This window comes from Streptomyces sp. NBC_00224 (assembly GCF_041435195.1).
In the GTDB taxonomy this organism is placed as follows: Bacteria; Actinomycetota; Actinomycetes; order Streptomycetales; family Streptomycetaceae; genus Streptomyces.
Genome location: NZ_CP108106.1, coordinates 2,725,176 through 2,739,301, shown reverse-complemented (window position 1 = coordinate 2,739,301; position 14,126 = coordinate 2,725,176). Strand labels below are relative to the sequence as shown.

The 14,126-nt window shown below is 71.0% G+C and carries 18 protein-coding genes; 15 read left to right on the top strand and 3 right to left on the bottom strand.

What is annotated here, in order from left to right:
• The first annotated feature begins 48 nt into the window (after window positions 1-48).
• The 7 genes from sufD to OG965_RS12215 all read left to right on the top strand — a co-directional run bounded on the left by sufD (window position 49) and on the right by OG965_RS12215 (window position 5,990).
• On the top strand, window positions 49-1,230 hold the full coding sequence (sufD, locus tag OG965_RS12245; protein ID WP_371652007.1) for a Fe-S cluster assembly protein SufD: 1,182 nt from the start codon (window positions 49-51) through the stop codon (window positions 1,228-1,230).
• Window positions 1,230-1,550, top strand: coding sequence for a non-heme iron oxygenase ferredoxin subunit (locus OG965_RS12240; protein ID WP_371652005.1), 321 nt, complete (start codon window positions 1,230-1,232; stop codon window positions 1,548-1,550). Before sufD ends, OG965_RS12240 begins: the two co-directional genes overlap by 1 nt.
• Window positions 1,551-1,556: 6 nt before the next feature.
• Window positions 1,557-2,324, top strand: a complete 768-nt coding sequence (gene sufC, locus OG965_RS12235) for a Fe-S cluster assembly ATPase SufC (RefSeq protein WP_371652004.1) — start codon at window positions 1,557-1,559, stop codon at window positions 2,322-2,324.
• On the top strand, window positions 2,321-3,577 hold the full coding sequence (locus tag OG965_RS12230; protein ID WP_371652002.1) for a cysteine desulfurase: 1,257 nt from the start codon (window positions 2,321-2,323) through the stop codon (window positions 3,575-3,577). Before sufC ends, OG965_RS12230 begins: the two co-directional genes overlap by 4 nt.
• A 12-nt stretch (window positions 3,578-3,589) precedes the next feature.
• Window positions 3,590-4,054 carry a Fe-S cluster assembly sulfur transfer protein SufU gene (gene sufU / locus OG965_RS12225; protein ID WP_371652001.1) on the top strand — a complete coding sequence of 155 codons (465 nt, stop codon included), beginning with the start codon at window positions 3,590-3,592 and terminating at the stop codon, window positions 4,052-4,054.
• Window positions 4,051-4,389: a metal-sulfur cluster assembly factor gene (locus tag OG965_RS12220; protein ID WP_101387762.1), complete on the top strand. Its 339-nt coding sequence runs from the start codon at window positions 4,051-4,053 to the stop codon at window positions 4,387-4,389. The genes sufU and OG965_RS12220 overlap by 4 nt, the downstream gene beginning before the upstream one ends.
• A gap of 278 nt (window positions 4,390-4,667) precedes the next feature.
• Window positions 4,668-5,990 carry a hypothetical protein gene (locus OG965_RS12215; RefSeq protein ID WP_371652000.1) on the top strand — a complete coding sequence of 441 codons (1,323 nt, stop codon included), beginning with the start codon at window positions 4,668-4,670 and terminating at the stop codon, window positions 5,988-5,990.
• Here the strand turns inward: OG965_RS12215 and OG965_RS12210 are convergent.
• On the bottom strand, window positions 5,980-6,486 hold the full coding sequence (locus tag OG965_RS12210; protein WP_371651998.1) for a MarR family winged helix-turn-helix transcriptional regulator: 507 nt from the start codon (window positions 6,484-6,486) through the stop codon (window positions 5,980-5,982). The two genes, OG965_RS12215 and OG965_RS12210, sit on opposite strands and share 11 nt — an antisense overlap.
• Window positions 6,487-6,582: 96 nt before the next feature.
• Between OG965_RS12210 and OG965_RS12205 the strand changes: the two genes are divergently transcribed.
• The 3 genes from OG965_RS12205 to OG965_RS12195 all read left to right on the top strand — a co-directional run bounded on the left by OG965_RS12205 (window position 6,583) and on the right by OG965_RS12195 (window position 8,102).
• Window positions 6,583-7,035 carry an SgcJ/EcaC family oxidoreductase gene (locus OG965_RS12205; protein WP_371651997.1) on the top strand — a complete coding sequence of 151 codons (453 nt, stop codon included), beginning with the start codon at window positions 6,583-6,585 and terminating at the stop codon, window positions 7,033-7,035.
• A 55-nt stretch (window positions 7,036-7,090) separates the two neighbouring features.
• Window positions 7,091-7,627 carry a TetR/AcrR family transcriptional regulator gene (locus tag OG965_RS12200; protein WP_371651996.1) on the top strand — a complete coding sequence of 179 codons (537 nt, stop codon included), beginning with the start codon at window positions 7,091-7,093 and terminating at the stop codon, window positions 7,625-7,627.
• Window positions 7,628-7,778: 151 nt separating this feature from the next.
• Window positions 7,779-8,102 (top strand): multidrug efflux SMR transporter, encoded by a 324-nt coding sequence (locus OG965_RS12195; protein WP_371651994.1) that lies wholly within the window; start codon window positions 7,779-7,781, stop codon window positions 8,100-8,102.
• Between the two features lie 18 nt (window positions 8,103-8,120).
• On the opposite strand, the gene OG965_RS12190 is transcribed toward OG965_RS12195, so the two are convergent.
• Window positions 8,121-9,008: a winged helix-turn-helix transcriptional regulator gene (locus OG965_RS12190; protein ID WP_371651993.1), complete on the bottom strand. Its 888-nt coding sequence runs from the start codon at window positions 9,006-9,008 to the stop codon at window positions 8,121-8,123.
• A 111-nt stretch (window positions 9,009-9,119) separates the two neighbouring features.
• Here OG965_RS12190 and OG965_RS12185 point away from each other — a divergent pair, with 111 nt between their 5' ends.
• Together OG965_RS12185 and dapD are read left to right on the top strand one after the other, a co-directional pair.
• The gene (locus OG965_RS12185; protein WP_371651992.1) at window positions 9,120-10,352 is read left to right on the top strand and encodes an MFS transporter; all 1,233 of its coding nucleotides are present in this window, start codon (window positions 9,120-9,122) and stop codon (window positions 10,350-10,352) included.
• Between the two features lie 10 nt (window positions 10,353-10,362).
• Window positions 10,363-11,358, top strand: a complete 996-nt coding sequence (gene dapD, locus OG965_RS12180) for a 2,3,4,5-tetrahydropyridine-2,6-dicarboxylate N-succinyltransferase (protein WP_371651991.1) — start codon at window positions 10,363-10,365, stop codon at window positions 11,356-11,358.
• Between the two features lie 66 nt (window positions 11,359-11,424).
• On the opposite strand, the gene dapA is transcribed toward dapD, so the two are convergent.
• Window positions 11,425-12,294: a 4-hydroxy-tetrahydrodipicolinate synthase gene (dapA, locus tag OG965_RS12175; RefSeq protein ID WP_371651990.1), complete on the bottom strand. Its 870-nt coding sequence runs from the start codon at window positions 12,292-12,294 to the stop codon at window positions 11,425-11,427.
• 135 nt (window positions 12,295-12,429) lie between these two features.
• On the opposite strand from dapA, the gene OG965_RS12170 reads away from it, so the two are divergent.
• The 3 genes from OG965_RS12170 to OG965_RS12160 all read left to right on the top strand — a co-directional run bounded on the left by OG965_RS12170 (window position 12,430) and on the right by OG965_RS12160 (window position 14,125).
• Complete coding sequence (locus OG965_RS12170) at window positions 12,430-12,615, top strand: hypothetical protein (RefSeq protein WP_371651988.1); 186 nt, start codon at window positions 12,430-12,432, stop codon at window positions 12,613-12,615.
• Window positions 12,612-13,304: a hypothetical protein gene (locus tag OG965_RS12165; RefSeq protein WP_371651987.1), complete on the top strand. Its 693-nt coding sequence runs from the start codon at window positions 12,612-12,614 to the stop codon at window positions 13,302-13,304. Before OG965_RS12170 ends, OG965_RS12165 begins: the two co-directional genes overlap by 4 nt.
• A 98-nt stretch (window positions 13,305-13,402) precedes the next feature.
• Complete coding sequence (locus tag OG965_RS12160; RefSeq protein WP_371651986.1) at window positions 13,403-14,125, top strand: antibiotic biosynthesis monooxygenase; 723 nt, start codon at window positions 13,403-13,405, stop codon at window positions 14,123-14,125.
• Window position 14,126 lies beyond the last annotated feature (1 nt).

The window sequence follows — 14,126 nt, the reverse complement described above, 5'->3', positions numbered from 1 at the left end:
CCCAGCAGCGCACGCAGACTGATCTAGGAAGAGAGCACTACGACAGCCATGGCTGAGGCTCAGAACATTCCGGCGGGCTCCACCACTGCCGGTTCGATCGCGGTGGCCGCCGAGTCCACCGTCGCCACGCGCATGAGCGCGCCCCCCTCCTTCGACGTGGCGGACTTCCCGGTTCCGCACGGCCGCGAGGAGGAGTGGCGGTTCACGCCGCTGGAGCGGCTGCGCGGGCTGCACGACGGCACCGCCGTCGCGACCGGTGACGGACTGCGCGTCGAGGTGACGGCCCCCGAGGGCGTCACCGTCGAGACCGTCGGCCGCGACGACGCCCGGCTCGGCCGGGCAGGCAAGCCCGTCGACCGCGTCGCCGCCCAGGCGTACTCCTCGTTCGAGAAGGCCTCGGTCGTCACCGTCGCCAAGGAGGCGGTCCTCACCGAGCCGATCCGCATCGCCGTGCACGGCGAGGGCGGCACCGTCTTCGCGCACCAGGTCGTCGAGCTCGGCGCGTTCGCCGAGGCCGTCGTGGTCATCGACCACACCGGTGACGCGGTGCTCGCCGCCAACGTGGACTTCGTCCTCGGCGACGGCGCCAAGCTGACCGTCGTCTCCGTGCAGGACTGGGACGCCAAGGCCGTCCACGTCGCCCAGCACAACGCGCTGGTCGGCCGCGACGCCTCCTTCAAGTCCGTCGTGGTCACCTTCGGCGGCGACCTGGTCCGCCTGCACCCGCGCGTCTCCTACGCGGGCACCGGCGGCGAGGCCGAGCTCTTCGGTCTGTACTTCACCGACAAGGGCCAGCACCAGGAGCACCGCCTCCTCGTCGACCACAACATGCCGCACTGCAAGTCCAACGCCGTGTACAAGGGCGCTCTGCAGGGCGACGGCGCGCACGCCGTGTGGATCGGTGACGTCCTCATCCAGGCCAAGGCCGAGGGCACCGACACCTACGAGATGAACCGCAACCTGGTCCTGACGGACGGCGCCCGCGTCGACTCCGTGCCGAACCTGGAGATCGAGACCGGCGAGATCGCCGGCGCCGGTCACGCCTCCGCCACCGGCCGCTTCGACGACGAGCAGCTGTTCTACCTGATGGCGCGCGGCATCCCCGCGGCCGAGGCCCGCCGTCTGGTGGTCCGCGGCTTCTTCGCCGAGCTGGTCCAGCAGATCGGTGTCGCGGACGTCGAGGAGCGACTGCTCGCCAAGATCGAGGCGGAGCTGGAGGCGTCCGTCTGATGTCCGCCTTCGTCCGCGTCTGCGCACTGAGCGAGCTGGAAGAGGACACCCCGAAGCGGGTGGAACTCGACGGCACGCCGGTGTCGCTCGTCCGCACCGGGGGCGAGGTGTTCGCGATCCACGACATCTGCTCGCACGCGAACGTCTCGCTGTCGGAGGGCGAGGTGGAGGACTGCCAGATCGAGTGCTGGCTGCACGGCTCCACGTTCGACCTGCGCACCGGCAAGCCGTCGGGCCTGCCCGCGACGCGACCCGTGCCCGTTTACCCCGTAAAGATCGAAGGGGACGATGTGCTCGTCTCCGTATCCCAGGAGAACTAAGTCCCCATGGCAACGCTTGAAATCCGCGACCTGCACGTCTCCGTGGAAGCCGAGAACGGCCCCCGGGAGATCCTCAAGGGCGTCGACCTGACCGTGAAGCAGGGCGAGACCCACGCCATCATGGGCCCCAACGGCTCCGGCAAGTCCACCCTCGCGTACTCGCTCGCGGGTCACCCCAAGTACACGATCACCAGCGGCACGGTCACGCTGGACGGCGAGGACGTCCTGGAGATGTCCGTCGACGAGCGCGCCCGCGCCGGCGTCTTCCTGGCCATGCAGTACCCGGTCGAGGTCCCCGGCGTCTCGGTCTCCAACTTCCTGCGCACCTCCGCCACCGCCATGCGCGGCGAGGCGCCCAAGCTGCGCACCTGGGTGAAGGAGGTCAAGTCCGCGATGGAGCAGCTCCAGATGGACCCGGCCTTCGCCGAGCGCAACGTCAACGAGGGCTTCTCCGGCGGTGAGAAGAAGCGCCACGAGATCCTTCAGCTGGAGCTCCTCAAGCCGAAGATCGCGATCCTCGACGAGACCGACTCCGGTCTGGACGTCGACGCGCTGCGCCAGGTCTCCGAGGGCGTCAACCGCGTCCGCGCGACCGGCGAGGTCGGCACCCTGCTGATCACCCACTACACGCGCATCCTGCGCTACATCAAGCCTGACTTCGTCCACGTCTTCTCCGAGGGCCGCATCGCCGAGTCCGGCGGCGCCGAGCTCGCCGACAAGCTGGAGAACGAGGGTTACGAGGCCTACAGCACGAAGGGCGGCGCTTCCGAGTGACGATTCTGCCGGGCCTCCTCGACACCGAGGCGATCCGCAAGGACTTCCCCTTGCTGGACCGTGTGGTCCACGACGGGAAGAAGATCGTGTACCTCGACAGCGCGGCGACTTCGCAGAAGCCGCGCCAGGTGCTCGACGCCCTCAACGAGTACTACGAGCGGCACAACGCCAACGTCCACCGTGGTGTGTACACGGTGGCCGAGGAGGCCACGGCGCTGTACGAGGGCGCGCGCGACAAGGTCGCCGCGTTCATCAACGCGCCGAGCCGCGACGAGGTGATCTTCACCAAGAACGCCTCGGAGTCGCTCAACCTGGTCGCCAACATGCTGGGCTGGGCCGACGAGCCCTACCGCGTGGACCACGAGACCGAGATAGTCATCACGGAGATGGAGCACCACTCCAACATCGTGCCGTGGCAGCTGCTCTCGCAGCGCACCGGCGCGAAGCTGAAGTGGTTCGGCCTCACCGACGACGGCCGTCTGGACCTCTCCAACATCGACGAGATCATCACCGAGAAGACGAAGATCGTCTCCTTCACGCTGGTCTCCAACCTGCTGGGCACCGTCAACCCGGTCGAGGCGATCGTCCGCCGCGCCCAGGAGGTCGGCGCGCTGCTCTGCATCGACGCCTCGCAGGCCGCGCCGCACATGCCGCTGGACGTGCAGGCGCTCCAGGCCGACTTCGTGGCCTTCACCGGCCACAAGATGTGCGGCCCGACCGGCATCGGCGTCCTGTGGGGCCGCCAGGAGCTGCTGGAGGACCTTCCCCCCTTCCTCGGCGGCGGCGAGATGATCGAGACGGTCTCGATGCACTCGTCGACGTACGCTCCGGCGCCGCACAAGTTCGAGGCCGGTACGCCCCCGATCGCCCAGGCCGTCGGCCTCGGTGCGGCGGTGGACTACCTCTCGGCGATCGGCATGGACAAGATCGCAGCGCATGAGCACGCGATCACCGAGTACGCGGTGAAGCGCCTCCAGGAGGTCCCCGACCTGCGGATCATCGGCCCCACCACGGCCGAGGACCGCGGCGCCGCGATCTCCTTCGTGCTCGGCGACATCCACCCGCACGACGTGGGCCAGGTCCTCGACGAGGAGGGCATCGCGGTCCGGGTCGGCCACCACTGCGCGCGCCCGGTCTGCCTGCGCTACGGAATTCCCGCGACCACGCGAGCGTCTTTCTACCTGTACTCCACGCCCGCCGAGGTCGACGCCCTGGTGGACGGTCTGGAGCACGTACGAAACTTCTTCGGCTAGGGGTTAACCGACGTGAAGCTGGATTCGATGTACCAGGACGTCATCCTGGACCACTACAAGCACCCGCACGGGCGGGGCTTGCGGGACGGTGACGCCGAGGTGCACCACGTGAACCCGACGTGCGGCGACGAGATCACCCTGCGGGTGAAGTATGAGGGCTCGCAGATCTCCGACATCTCGTACGAGGGTCAGGGCTGCTCGATCAGCCAGGCGAGCGCCTCGGTCCTCAACGACCTCCTGGTCGGCAAGGACCTGGAAGAGGCACAGCGGATCCAGGAGACCTTCCTGGCGCTGATGCAGTCCAAGGGCCAGCTGGAGCCGGACGACGCGATGGAGGAGGTCCTGGAGGACGCGGTGGCTTTCGCCGGCGTCTCCAAGTACCCCGCGCGCGTCAAGTGTGCTCTGCTGAGCTGGATGGCCTGGAAGGACGCGACGGCCCAGGCGCTGGGCGCCGGAGCCGAGAGGAAGAGCGCATGACCGAGAACGCAGAGGCCACACTGAAGCCGGCCTCGGAGGAAGAAGTCCGCGAGGCGCTGTACGACGTCGTCGACCCCGAACTGGGCATCGACGTCGTCAACCTGGGCCTCATCTACGGCATCCACATCGACGACGCCAACATCGCCACCCTGGACATGACCCTGACGTCGGCGGCCTGCCCGCTGACCGATGTGATCGAGGACCAGGCGAAGTCGGCGACGGAGGGCATCGTCAACGAGCTCAAGATCAACTGGGTCTGGATGCCGCCGTGGGGCCCGGACAAGATCACGGACGACGGCCGCGAGCAGCTGCGGGCGCTCGGGTTCAACGTCTGATCCTCCCCGTCCGATCGCAGTACCCGAGGGGCCCCGGCGTCACGCCTGGGCCCCTTCGGCGTCAGCGGGGCCACTGATCGGCCGAGGTGAGCCGGGCCGTCCGGCGGCGTACGGATCTGTTCGCCCTGTGTACGTATCTCGTACGGCCGAAATTGGCGCACGCGCCGGAGTCTTCTCGTCGACATCACGCCGACGAGAGGCACCCAGTGCTGTATGACGTTTCCCCTTCGAAGCGCGTCGCCCTTGCGGTTGTGAGCGGGGCTCTTACGCTGGCCGGCATGGGCCTGAACGCACCCGCGCACGCGGCCGGATACGGCACCCCGACCCTCTCGCTTTCGGCCGGATATCTCTCGGGCGCGGTGGGGGCGAGCGGGGACCCCGTGGTGACCGTGACCGTGGGGCAGAGCGGGGCCGACGCCTCCGCGCTCACCGTCGCCGCCTCGGCCAGCACCAGGCCCTCCGTCGCCGGGACCGGGGACGTGAAGGTCACCGGGACCGGGGCCACCCGGCAGGTGGCGGTGGCCGCGCACGGGCGCGGGTACACCGACCTCACCCTCAAGGTCACCGGGCTGGGCGGCAAGGGCGTCACCAAGACGCTGCACTACGCCGCCTCGGCCGCCGTCCAGTACGCCTCCGACACCCGGTACTTCACCGGGTCCAGCGACGCCTCCGCCGCCGTCGACGTGGGCGGCGGGTACGTCGTCGTCGCCGACGACGAGTCCAACACGCTGCGGCTCCACGACCGTTCGGCCTCCGGGGCGCCCGTGCGGACCTGGGACTTCAGCTCCGGGCTCGGGGTCAGCAAGGAGATCGACATCGAGGGCGTCGCCCGCGTCGGCGACACCATCTACTGGACCGGCTCGCTCGGCAACAACAAGGACGGCGAGTACAAGGCCGACCGCAACACCGTCTTCACCACCACCGTCACCGGGTCCGGGGCGAACACCCAGCTCACGCTCGGCCGCTCGTACAAGAAGCTGCGCGACGACCTCGTCGCCTGGGACCGCGCCAACGGCGACCGGTACGGCTTCGCCGCCGCGACCGCCGCCGGGCAGGCGCCCAAGCAGATCGACGGGTTCAACGTGGAGGGGCTGGAGTTCGCGCCGGGCTCCGTCACCACCGCGTACGTCGGCTTCCGGGCGCCGCTCGTGCCGCCCGCCAACGGCGGCAAGGCCCTCATCGTGCCCGTCACCAATATCGACAAGGTGGTGGGGAGTGGGGTCAAGGCCGTCTTCGGGGCGCCCATCGAGCTCGATCTCGGGGGGCTGAGCATTCGGGACATCCGTAAGAACTCCGCCGACCAGTACCTCATCGTCGCCGGGTCGTGGGCGGCCGACGACAACTCCGACCCGTACGCCCTCTACTCCTGGGACGGTCTCCCCGCGCACGCCCCGGTCAAGCTGCGCGACCTGCCCACCAGCGACCCGGGCGGCTGGGAGGCCGTCGTGGACGTGCCGGACCTGTCGGTGCCGGGGGCCCGCGCCCAGCTGATCACCGACGACGGGTCGGCCGACCTGTACGGGGACGGGACCGACGCGAAGGATCTCACCCACCCCGAGTGGAAGAAGTCCCGCGCCACCTGGTTCACCGTCACCGGCTGACCTGTGCGCCGCCCGTCGGCGGCACCCCCTTCGTCTCGGCCGTCGCCTCCCGCAGTGCGGGGGCGGCGGCTTCGAAGTAGCGGAACAGGACGCGGAGTTCGTCCGGGTCGAAGCCGCCGAACACCTCCGCCATCCGCCGGCGCGCGGCGCCGAACGCCTGCTCGTCCTCCTCCGCCGGGACCGGGACGGACTCGACCACCACCCGGCGGCGGTCGGCCGGGTCCGGGGCGCGGCGCAGCCGTCCCGCCTTCTCCAGCCGGTCCACCAGCCGCGTCGTCGCGGACTGGGTCAGCCCGATCCGCTCGGCGAGCGCGCCCGTGGTGAGCGGCCCCGCCAGTTCCAGGACGTTGAGGGCGTAGAGGTCGGTCGGGTTCTGGCCGAGGACGTCGGCCGCCGCCTGGCCGTGCAGGACGACGGCGGTCAGATACGCGCGGTACGTGCCCGCGCCCCGCCGCAGCAGATCCTCGGTCTCACGCGCTCTCTCCTGGTCCGGCATGTCTCGTCCTGTCTCCGTGAGGGATTGCCCAACACATGCATGCGTGCATATATTGCATGTGTGCAATTAATCGTACCCGAACCTCAGGAGACAGCCATGCCCACGTCGACCGTCGACGCCGATCTCCACTCCGTCCGCGAGCTCTTCGAGAGCCACCGCCTCGCCTGGGGCGACGCCGACGCGTACGGGGCGCACTTCACCGAGGACGCCGACTACGTCACCTTCTTCGGCGGCCGTCTCGTCGGCCGCGAGGCAGTGGTCGAGGGGCACCGTGGGCTCTTCGACGGGGTCCTCAAGGGCTCACGGCTGTACGCGGAGATCACCGCCGCCGACTTCCCCGCACCCGGCGTCGCCCTCGTCCACGCGCGCGGTGCCGTGCTCAAGGGTCGGGCGCGCAAGCCCTCGCGGCGCGCGCTCTCCGTGCAGACGTACGTCATCGTCCGTGGCGCGGACGGCCGTTGGCGCATCCGGGCCTTCCAGAACACCCGGCTGCGGCCCCGCGTCGAGGCCTTCTCCCACTGGCTGGCCGCGCGGGCGCCCAAGGGCTGAGGCCGGCCGCCCGGTACGGTCGTGCCATGGTCCCCGTCCCAGGAACGTGCGACTGATGGCCCGCCGGTACGACCCCGACCGGCGGCGCCGCATCATCGACGCCGCGATCCGGGTGGTCGGCGAGCGCGGTATCGCCGGGCTCAGCCACCGCAGCGTCGCCGCCGAGGCCGATGTGCCGCTCGGCTCCACCACGTACCACTTCAAGACGCTCGACGAGCTCATGGTCGCCGCGCTGCGCCAGGCCAACGAGGGCTTCGCCGCCGCGATCCGCGACAGCGGGGCGCTGGCGGAGCCGGGCGTGGACGTGGCCGCGGAGCTCGCGCGGCTGATGGGCGAGTGGATCGCGGGGGACCGGTCGCGGGTGGAGCTGGAGTACGAGCTCTATCTGGCGGCGCTGCGACGGCCCCCGCTGCGGCCCGTCGCCGCCGAGTGGACCGAAGGCGTGGCGGAGGTCCTGGCCCGGCACACGGACGCGGTGACGGCCCGGGGCCTGGTCGCCCTGATGGACGGGATCTGCCTCCAGGCGCTGCTGACCGGCGGGGCCTATGACCAGGGTTACGCGCGGGAGTTGCTGGGGCGGCTGTTGCGGTAGCGCTCCGCGGGGTGCGTGGTTCGTCGGCTGCGGGCCGGTGGGGGTTTGTCGCGCAGTTCCCCGCGCCCCTTACGGGGACGGGTACCGGACCGAGTTTCCGCGCCCCGATCGTTATGTACGCCCGTACGCATCACTGGGTACGCTTGTCTCCATGCCGTACGTCCTGCTCTCCTGCGCCATCGCGTCGGAGATCGCCGCCACCTCCGCGATGAAGTACAGCGAGGGCTTCACGCGGCTCTGGCCCTCGCTGGTCACCGCCTGCGGATACCTCCTCGCGTTCTATCTGCTCTCGCTCACCCTGAAGTCGATGTCCGTCGGCACGGCGTACGCGATCTGGTCCGGCGCGGGCACGGCCGTCATCGCAGCCATCGGGATGCTCTTCCTGGGCGAGACGATGACGGCCGCCAAGCTCGCCGGGATCGCGCTGATCATCGGCGGCGTGGTGCTGCTCAACCTCGGCGGCGCCGCGCACTGAGCACCGCCGGCCGGCGGCTCAGCCCCCGGCGCCCGCCCGCCGCACCGCCTCCAGCGCCGCCCGCACGCTCGCCTCGATGTCGGTGATCGGGTACAGCGCCTCGATCACCGTACGGTCCCGGTCGACCACCAGCGTCAGGCGCTTCAGTCTGCTGACCCCCGCCGTGCGGAACGTCGGCAGCCGCAGCGCGGCCGTCAGCGTCAGGTCCGCGTCCGACAGGAGCGGGAAGCGCAGCCGCTCCTTGTCCGCGAACGCCCGCTGCTCGTCCGGGCGTTGGGTGGACACGCCGTGCACCGTCGCGCCCGCCGCGGTGAACTCCGCGAGCTGGTCGCGGAACGTGCACGATTCGAGCGTGCAGCCCGGTGCCCCCGGGATCCCCGCCCAGCCGGGCGGATAGGACTCCTTGCGGGCGTAGGCGCCGGGGAAGCAGTAGAGCACGGTGTACGCGCTGTCCTGCGCCACCGGGTCACGCAACTCGCCGTCGAAGTCGGTGAGTCGGAGCTCCGGCACCTTCGTGCCGACCAGCTCCCGCACCCGTTCGGTCTCCCCGGAGTTCTCCGTCGCCGTGGCCATCGTCTCTCCTTCTCCCAGCACCCAGGTGTCTCCCCAGTCCTGGAGTGCGATCAGTACGGGCAGCAGGGCACGGCCGCGCGGAGTGAGCCGGTACTCGTACCGCACCGGGCGGTCCTGGTACGGCTCCCGGGTCAGCACCCCCGTCTCGACCAGCAGCTTCAGCCGCTCGGCGAGCACCTTGCGGGACATGCCGAGTTCGCGCTGGAGGGCGTCGAAGCGGTGCACCCCGCGTGCGGCGTCGCGCACGATCAGCAGGGTCCACCAGTCGCCGACGACGTCCAGGGCCTGGGCGATGGCGCAGTGCTCGTCGTGGAGACGGGTGCGTTGAGGCATGGTCCCCATCCTTCCGTACGCCGTTGACCTGCGGTCTCCATGCTGACATAGTCCGTTCCCATAAGGAACTCACTCGGAAACGAGATCGAACGAGCTCAGGGGGGCGACGGCGTGAAGACCTTGCGCGCGGTGCCGAGAACCGTCCGACTGCTGTGCTTCGGCATGTTCTTCAACGCCGTCGTCAGCTTCACGTTCATCTACCTCTTCGTGTACCTGACCGGCCCGCGCGGCCTGAGCGTCGGCCAGGCCGGAGTGATCAGCGGGATCGGCGGCGTCGGCCTGGTGGCCGGGAACTTCACCGGCGGCTGGTTCGGCGATCGGTACGGCCACCGGCGCGCCCTGCTCGCGGGCGCCGTGGTCAGCGGCCTCCTCCTGACCACCCTCGGGCTGCTGCCGACCGCCCTGCTGGCCGTCGCCCTGCCGCTCGCCCAGTACGCCTCCGGAGTCGTGCGGTCCGCCAACTCCGCGCTCGTCGCCGTCGGAGTCCCCGAGGGAAGCCGCCGCCAGGGCTTCGCCGTGATGCGGTTCGCGGCCAACGCGGGCTTCACCGTGGGACCGCCGCTCGGCGCCCTGGTCGCCGCCCACTGGTCGTACGACTGGCTCTTCGCCGCCGACGGCGTCGGCAGCCTGCTCTTCGCCGCGTACGCCGCCCGGGTGCTGCCCGCCCGCGCGGCCGCCCACGCCAAGCCGTCCTACGACCCGGGCGCGCCCGGCCTGTGGCGGGAGCTACAGGTCCGGCCCGCCGTGCTCGTGCTGCTCGTCGCGATCGTCTGCGTCGACCTCGTCTACCGCCAGCAGTACTCCACCCTGCCGGTCTTCCTCGGCGACCACGGCATGGACGCCCACGTCTACGGCTGGCTGATCGCCCTCAACAGCGGGGTGATCCTCTGCCTCGAACTCCCCGCCGTCCACGCCCTGCGCGGCCGCGCCCCGCTGTCGGTCGTCGGCTGCGGGCTGCTCCTGGTCGGCCTCGGCTACGCGCTGCTCATCCCGGGCGCCGCCCTCGGCTGGGCCCTCGCCCTGATGGTGTCGCTCACCCTCGGTGAGATCCTCTACAAGACCACCGCCACCGCGTACGTGGCCGACCAGGCGCCCGCCCACGCCCAGGGCCGCTTCCAGAGCCTGTACGCGGGCGCCTCCATCAGCGGCCAGGTGCTCGCCCCGCCGCTCGGCGGCGCCCTCTACAGCGCCGCGCCCGGTCTGCTCTGGCCGCTGTGCGCCGCCCTCGCGGGCCTCGCCGGGCTCGCCGTGCTGTGGGCGCGCGGCCTTGCTGCGCGGCCGGCCGGGGGTGACGCGCGCCCGGGACATGAGACCGGTTCGCCCCGGCGTGCCGTCGCCGGTTAGGTTTTCTGCCATGACCGACACGACTGCTACTGCTTCTCGCTCCACCGGCGCCGTCGCCGCCGGCCTCGCCACCCTCGCCGGCGACGGCACCGTTCTCGACACCTGGTTCCCCGCCCCCGAGCTCGTCGAAGAGCCCGGCCCGGCCGGCACCGAGCGGCTCACCGCCGACCAGGCCCTCGCCCTCGTCGGCAAGGGCGCGGCCGACGCCCTCGGCGTCGACGAGCGCCGGGGTGTCGAGGTCGTCGCCGTCCGTACGGTCATCGCCTCGCTCGACGACAAGCCGCTGGACGCGCACGACGCGTATCTGCGTCTGCACCTGCTCTCGCACCGCCTGGTCAAGCCGCACGGCCAGAACCTGGACGGCCTCTTCGGCCTGCTCGCCAACGTCGCCTGGACCTCGCTCGGCCCGGTCGCCGTCGACGACATCGAGAAGGTGCGCCTGAACGCCCGCGCCGCCGGGCTGCACCTCCAGGTGACGTCCATCGACAAGTTCCCGCGCATGACGGACTACGTGGCCCCCAAGGGCGTCCGCATCGCCGACGCCGACCGGGTGCGCCTCGGCGCCCACCTGGCCGAGGGCACCACCGTGATGCACGAGGGCTTCGTGAACTTCAACGCGGGCACGCTGGGCACGTCGATGGTCGAGGGCCGCATCTCCGCCGGTGTCGTCGTCGGCAACGGCTCCGACATCGGCGGCGGCGCGTCCACCATGGGCACGCTGTCCGGGGGCGGCAACGTCCGTATCGTCATCGGTGAGCGGTGCCTGGTCGGCGCGGAGGCCGGGGTGGGGATCGCGCTCGGTGACGAGTGCGTCGTCGAGGCCGGGCTGTACGTCACCGCCGGTACGCGGGTGACCATGCCGGACGGGCAGATCGTGAAGGCTCGTGAGCTTTCGGGTGCGTCGAACATCCTGTTCCGGCGGAACTCGGTCACGGGTGCGGTTGAGGCTCGGCCGAACAATGCCGTGTGGGGCGGGCTGAACGAGATTCTGCACGCGCACAACTGAGGGTCTTGAGGGGGCGCGTTGTCGACTGCGGGCCGTCGTGGGCTGGTCGCGCAGTTCCCCGCGCCCCTAAGAGAGCAGGTCGGCGTATGCCTTTTGCAACACGGCGACCTGCTCCGGGGTCGCGGGTTGCAAGGGTTCGCGGACTGGATTGTTCAGCAGCGCCTTCGTCGTCACCGTGCCCGGTAGGCCGCTCGCCATCATCAGTTCCGACAGCGGGAGCGTGAGGTGGTTGAGGCGGGTCGCCTCCGCCACATCGCCCTTGTCGTAGGCGTCCAGTGGGGCCCGCATCAGGGCCGGGACCACGTTCGCCACCGTGCTCACATAGCCCGCGCCCCCTACCGCGTACAGCGGCAGGTTCGTCTCCTCGCAGCCCGAGTAGTACGCCAGCGAGGTGCGGCCGATGACCTTGGTGGAGGCGAGCAGGTCGTACGCGCAGTCCTTGACCGCCACGATTCGGTCGTGCTCCGCCAGGCGCAGCAGCGACTCCGTTCCGATCCGCACCCCCGTCCGGCCGGGGATGTCGTAGAGCATCACAGGGAGCCCCGTGGCGTCGGCCACCGTGCGGAAGTGCGCCTCCACCGCGTCCTGCGGCGGGCGGCTGTAGTACGGCGAGACCACCAACAGGCCGTTCGCGCCCGCCTCTTCGGCCTGTCGGGCCAGCTCCACGGTGTGCCGGGTGGAGGCGGTGCCGACCCCGGCCAGGACGTGGATGTCCGTCCCGACCTCCTCGCGCACCGCCCGTACCAGCGCCGCCTTCTCGGCGTCGGTCGTGGTGGGCGACTCGCCCGTGGTGCCGCTGAGCACCAGGCCGTCGCAGCCCTCGGCGACCAGGTGCGCCGCCAGCCGCCGCGCGTGGTCGAGGTCGAGGCGGTCGTCGGCGGTGAAGGGAGTGATCATGGCGCAAAGTGCGCGCCCGAAAGGGCGGGGAGTGTTCATTCGCGAAGTCTGGGCCGAAGTAAGCGTGAAGGTCTACTTAGATTTGCTTTCGGTTCATCAACAGCATCGCTGAAGTGTTGGGTGCGCAGGCGCTCTTGGCGGCCGCGAGGGCGTACGTCACGATGAGAGACCGGTGTGTCCGTTCATGTCCGTACCGTCGTACTGTCGGAGGTCGTCATGAAGCTCGGCAAGGCTCTCGCCACTGGTGTCGCGGAGGAACAGCCCGAGGATGTCGTACGGAACGAGGCGCCGCCCGTGCCCGAGGAGGTCCCGGCGGAGATCCAGGCCGCGGGCCCGGCCGAGGTGACGGCGGGCCGATGAGGCTGCGGCTCCCCGAGGAACGCCCGACGGAGCCGCCCACCGGCTACAAGATCGCCCACGCGGCGCTCTCCCAGGACGGTTCCCGGGCCGGATTCCTCGGCATCTCGCTGGGCGCCGCCCTGCCCTACGGCGTCCTCGACGACGCCCACTGCGCCTACGGGCGGCGCCACCGCTCGCCGTCCAGGCTCTGCGACTGCGGCTTCCACTGTCTGCACGCGCGCGCCGAGGCCGAGGCGTTGACCTGCACGGCCGAGCACCGAGGGGCGCTGCTGCTCGAAGTGGCGGTGCTCGGGCGCTACATCCGGTTCGAGCGCGGGATGCGCTACGCCCGCCAGCGGGTGGGCATCGCCACGGCCGGGCCGTGCCGCTGTCGACGGCGGGCGACCGGCCTCGCCGACGCGGGCCGGGGGCGGCCCGGGTGGCGGGTCGTGGAGCCGGTCTGCGCGGTGTGCGCGGGGTCGCGCGCGACCGTGGCGTTCGACGACTTCGCCCGGCGCGGCGGCGCGGGGCTGAAGGTCCTGGCCGCGCCCGCCGTCGACGCGGGCGCCCCCGAGCCCGGCCGGACCTTCCCGGAGCTGGTCGCGGAGGCGGCGCTGCTCCAGGCCCGGCTCGACTGGTTCCAGAGCGAGTTGGTGCGGCTCGGCGACAACGGGGACCCCCGACAGGGGGACTGGCTGCACAAGGACTGAGAGGGCCTCTGTCCGTCCTTGACCTCAAGTGACCTTGACGTTTCAGGATGGTGATCGTCAACGCAGCACAGCACCGCGACGATCACCAGGAGACCGCCATGTCCGCCACTCCCACCGACGTGAAGTTCGACGCCCTGCCCGACCTCCGCCGCCCCGGCGTCGGCGTCGTCAAGTCCAGCGTCTGGCGCATGGGCGGCCCCGAGCGGCAGCGGGCCGCCGTCGAGGCGATCGCCAAGGCGTGGGGCAGCCGGGACTGGCCGGATGTGGGCCTGCTCTCGTACAGCGTCTACACCGGCACCGACGGCGACGCGCTCCTGCACTACTCGCAGTGGCAGAGCGAGGCGGCCTACCAGGACTTCTTCCGGCGGTTCCGGGACGGCCGCAACGCCGAGATCGACGCGGCCGTCCCCGGCATCGAGCGCGCGGGCCTGCACTCGTACGAGCTCTACCGCAGCGGCGGCCCGCAGCCGGGCGACCCCCGTACGCCCGGCTGCATCGTGATCGTCGACGTCGAGTTCGAAGGACCGGACCCGGACCGCCAGCGCGCCTGGGTGGACGGCGTCTTCGAGGCCCTCGACACCGACCCGGACCTGCCGCCCGGCGGCATCTCCGCGCACTTCCACGCGAGCCTGGACGGCACCCGTGTCCTCAACTACGCCGAGTGGGAGAGCGAGCGGGCCCACATCGACGCGCTGGCCGCGGGCAGCGACGGGGTCGGCTCGAAGACCCCGCAGTGGGCCCGGGTGCAGAACTACCCGGGTGTGACCGGTGGCGGGGTGACGCGCTACCTTCCGGCGCTGACCGTCACCCCGGCCGGGTGAC

Excerpts from the sequence above, each read along its gene's own strand:
- sufD (WP_371652007.1), top strand. The coding sequence starts at position 49 with ATGGCTGAGGCTCAGAACATTCCGGCGGGCTCCACCACTGCCGGTTCG.
- OG965_RS12240 (WP_371652005.1), top strand. The coding sequence starts at position 1,230 with ATGTCCGCCTTCGTCCGCGTCTGCGCACTGAGCGAGCTGGAAGAGGAC.
- sufC (WP_371652004.1), top strand. The coding sequence starts at position 1,557 with ATGGCAACGCTTGAAATCCGCGACCTGCACGTCTCCGTGGAAGCCGAG.
- OG965_RS12220 (WP_101387762.1), top strand. The coding sequence starts at position 4,051 with ATGACCGAGAACGCAGAGGCCACACTGAAGCCGGCCTCGGAGGAAGAA.
- OG965_RS12215 (WP_371652000.1), top strand. The coding sequence starts at position 4,668 with ATGGGCCTGAACGCACCCGCGCACGCGGCCGGATACGGCACCCCGACC.
- OG965_RS12210 (WP_371651998.1), bottom strand. The coding sequence starts at position 6,486 with ATGCCGGACCAGGAGAGAGCGCGTGAGACCGAGGATCTGCTGCGGCGG.
- OG965_RS12205 (WP_371651997.1), top strand. The coding sequence starts at position 6,583 with ATGCCCACGTCGACCGTCGACGCCGATCTCCACTCCGTCCGCGAGCTC.
- OG965_RS12200 (WP_371651996.1), top strand. The coding sequence starts at position 7,091 with ATGGCCCGCCGGTACGACCCCGACCGGCGGCGCCGCATCATCGACGCC.
- OG965_RS12195 (WP_371651994.1), top strand. The coding sequence starts at position 7,779 with ATGCCGTACGTCCTGCTCTCCTGCGCCATCGCGTCGGAGATCGCCGCC.
- OG965_RS12190 (WP_371651993.1), bottom strand. The coding sequence starts at position 9,008 with ATGCCTCAACGCACCCGTCTCCACGACGAGCACTGCGCCATCGCCCAG.
- dapD (WP_371651991.1), top strand. The coding sequence starts at position 10,363 with ATGACCGACACGACTGCTACTGCTTCTCGCTCCACCGGCGCCGTCGCC.
- dapA (WP_371651990.1), bottom strand. The coding sequence starts at position 12,294 with ATGAACACTCCCCGCCCTTTCGGGCGCGCACTTTGCGCCATGATCACT.
- OG965_RS12165 (WP_371651987.1), top strand. The coding sequence starts at position 12,612 with ATGAGGCTGCGGCTCCCCGAGGAACGCCCGACGGAGCCGCCCACCGGC.
- OG965_RS12160 (WP_371651986.1), top strand. The coding sequence starts at position 13,403 with ATGTCCGCCACTCCCACCGACGTGAAGTTCGACGCCCTGCCCGACCTC.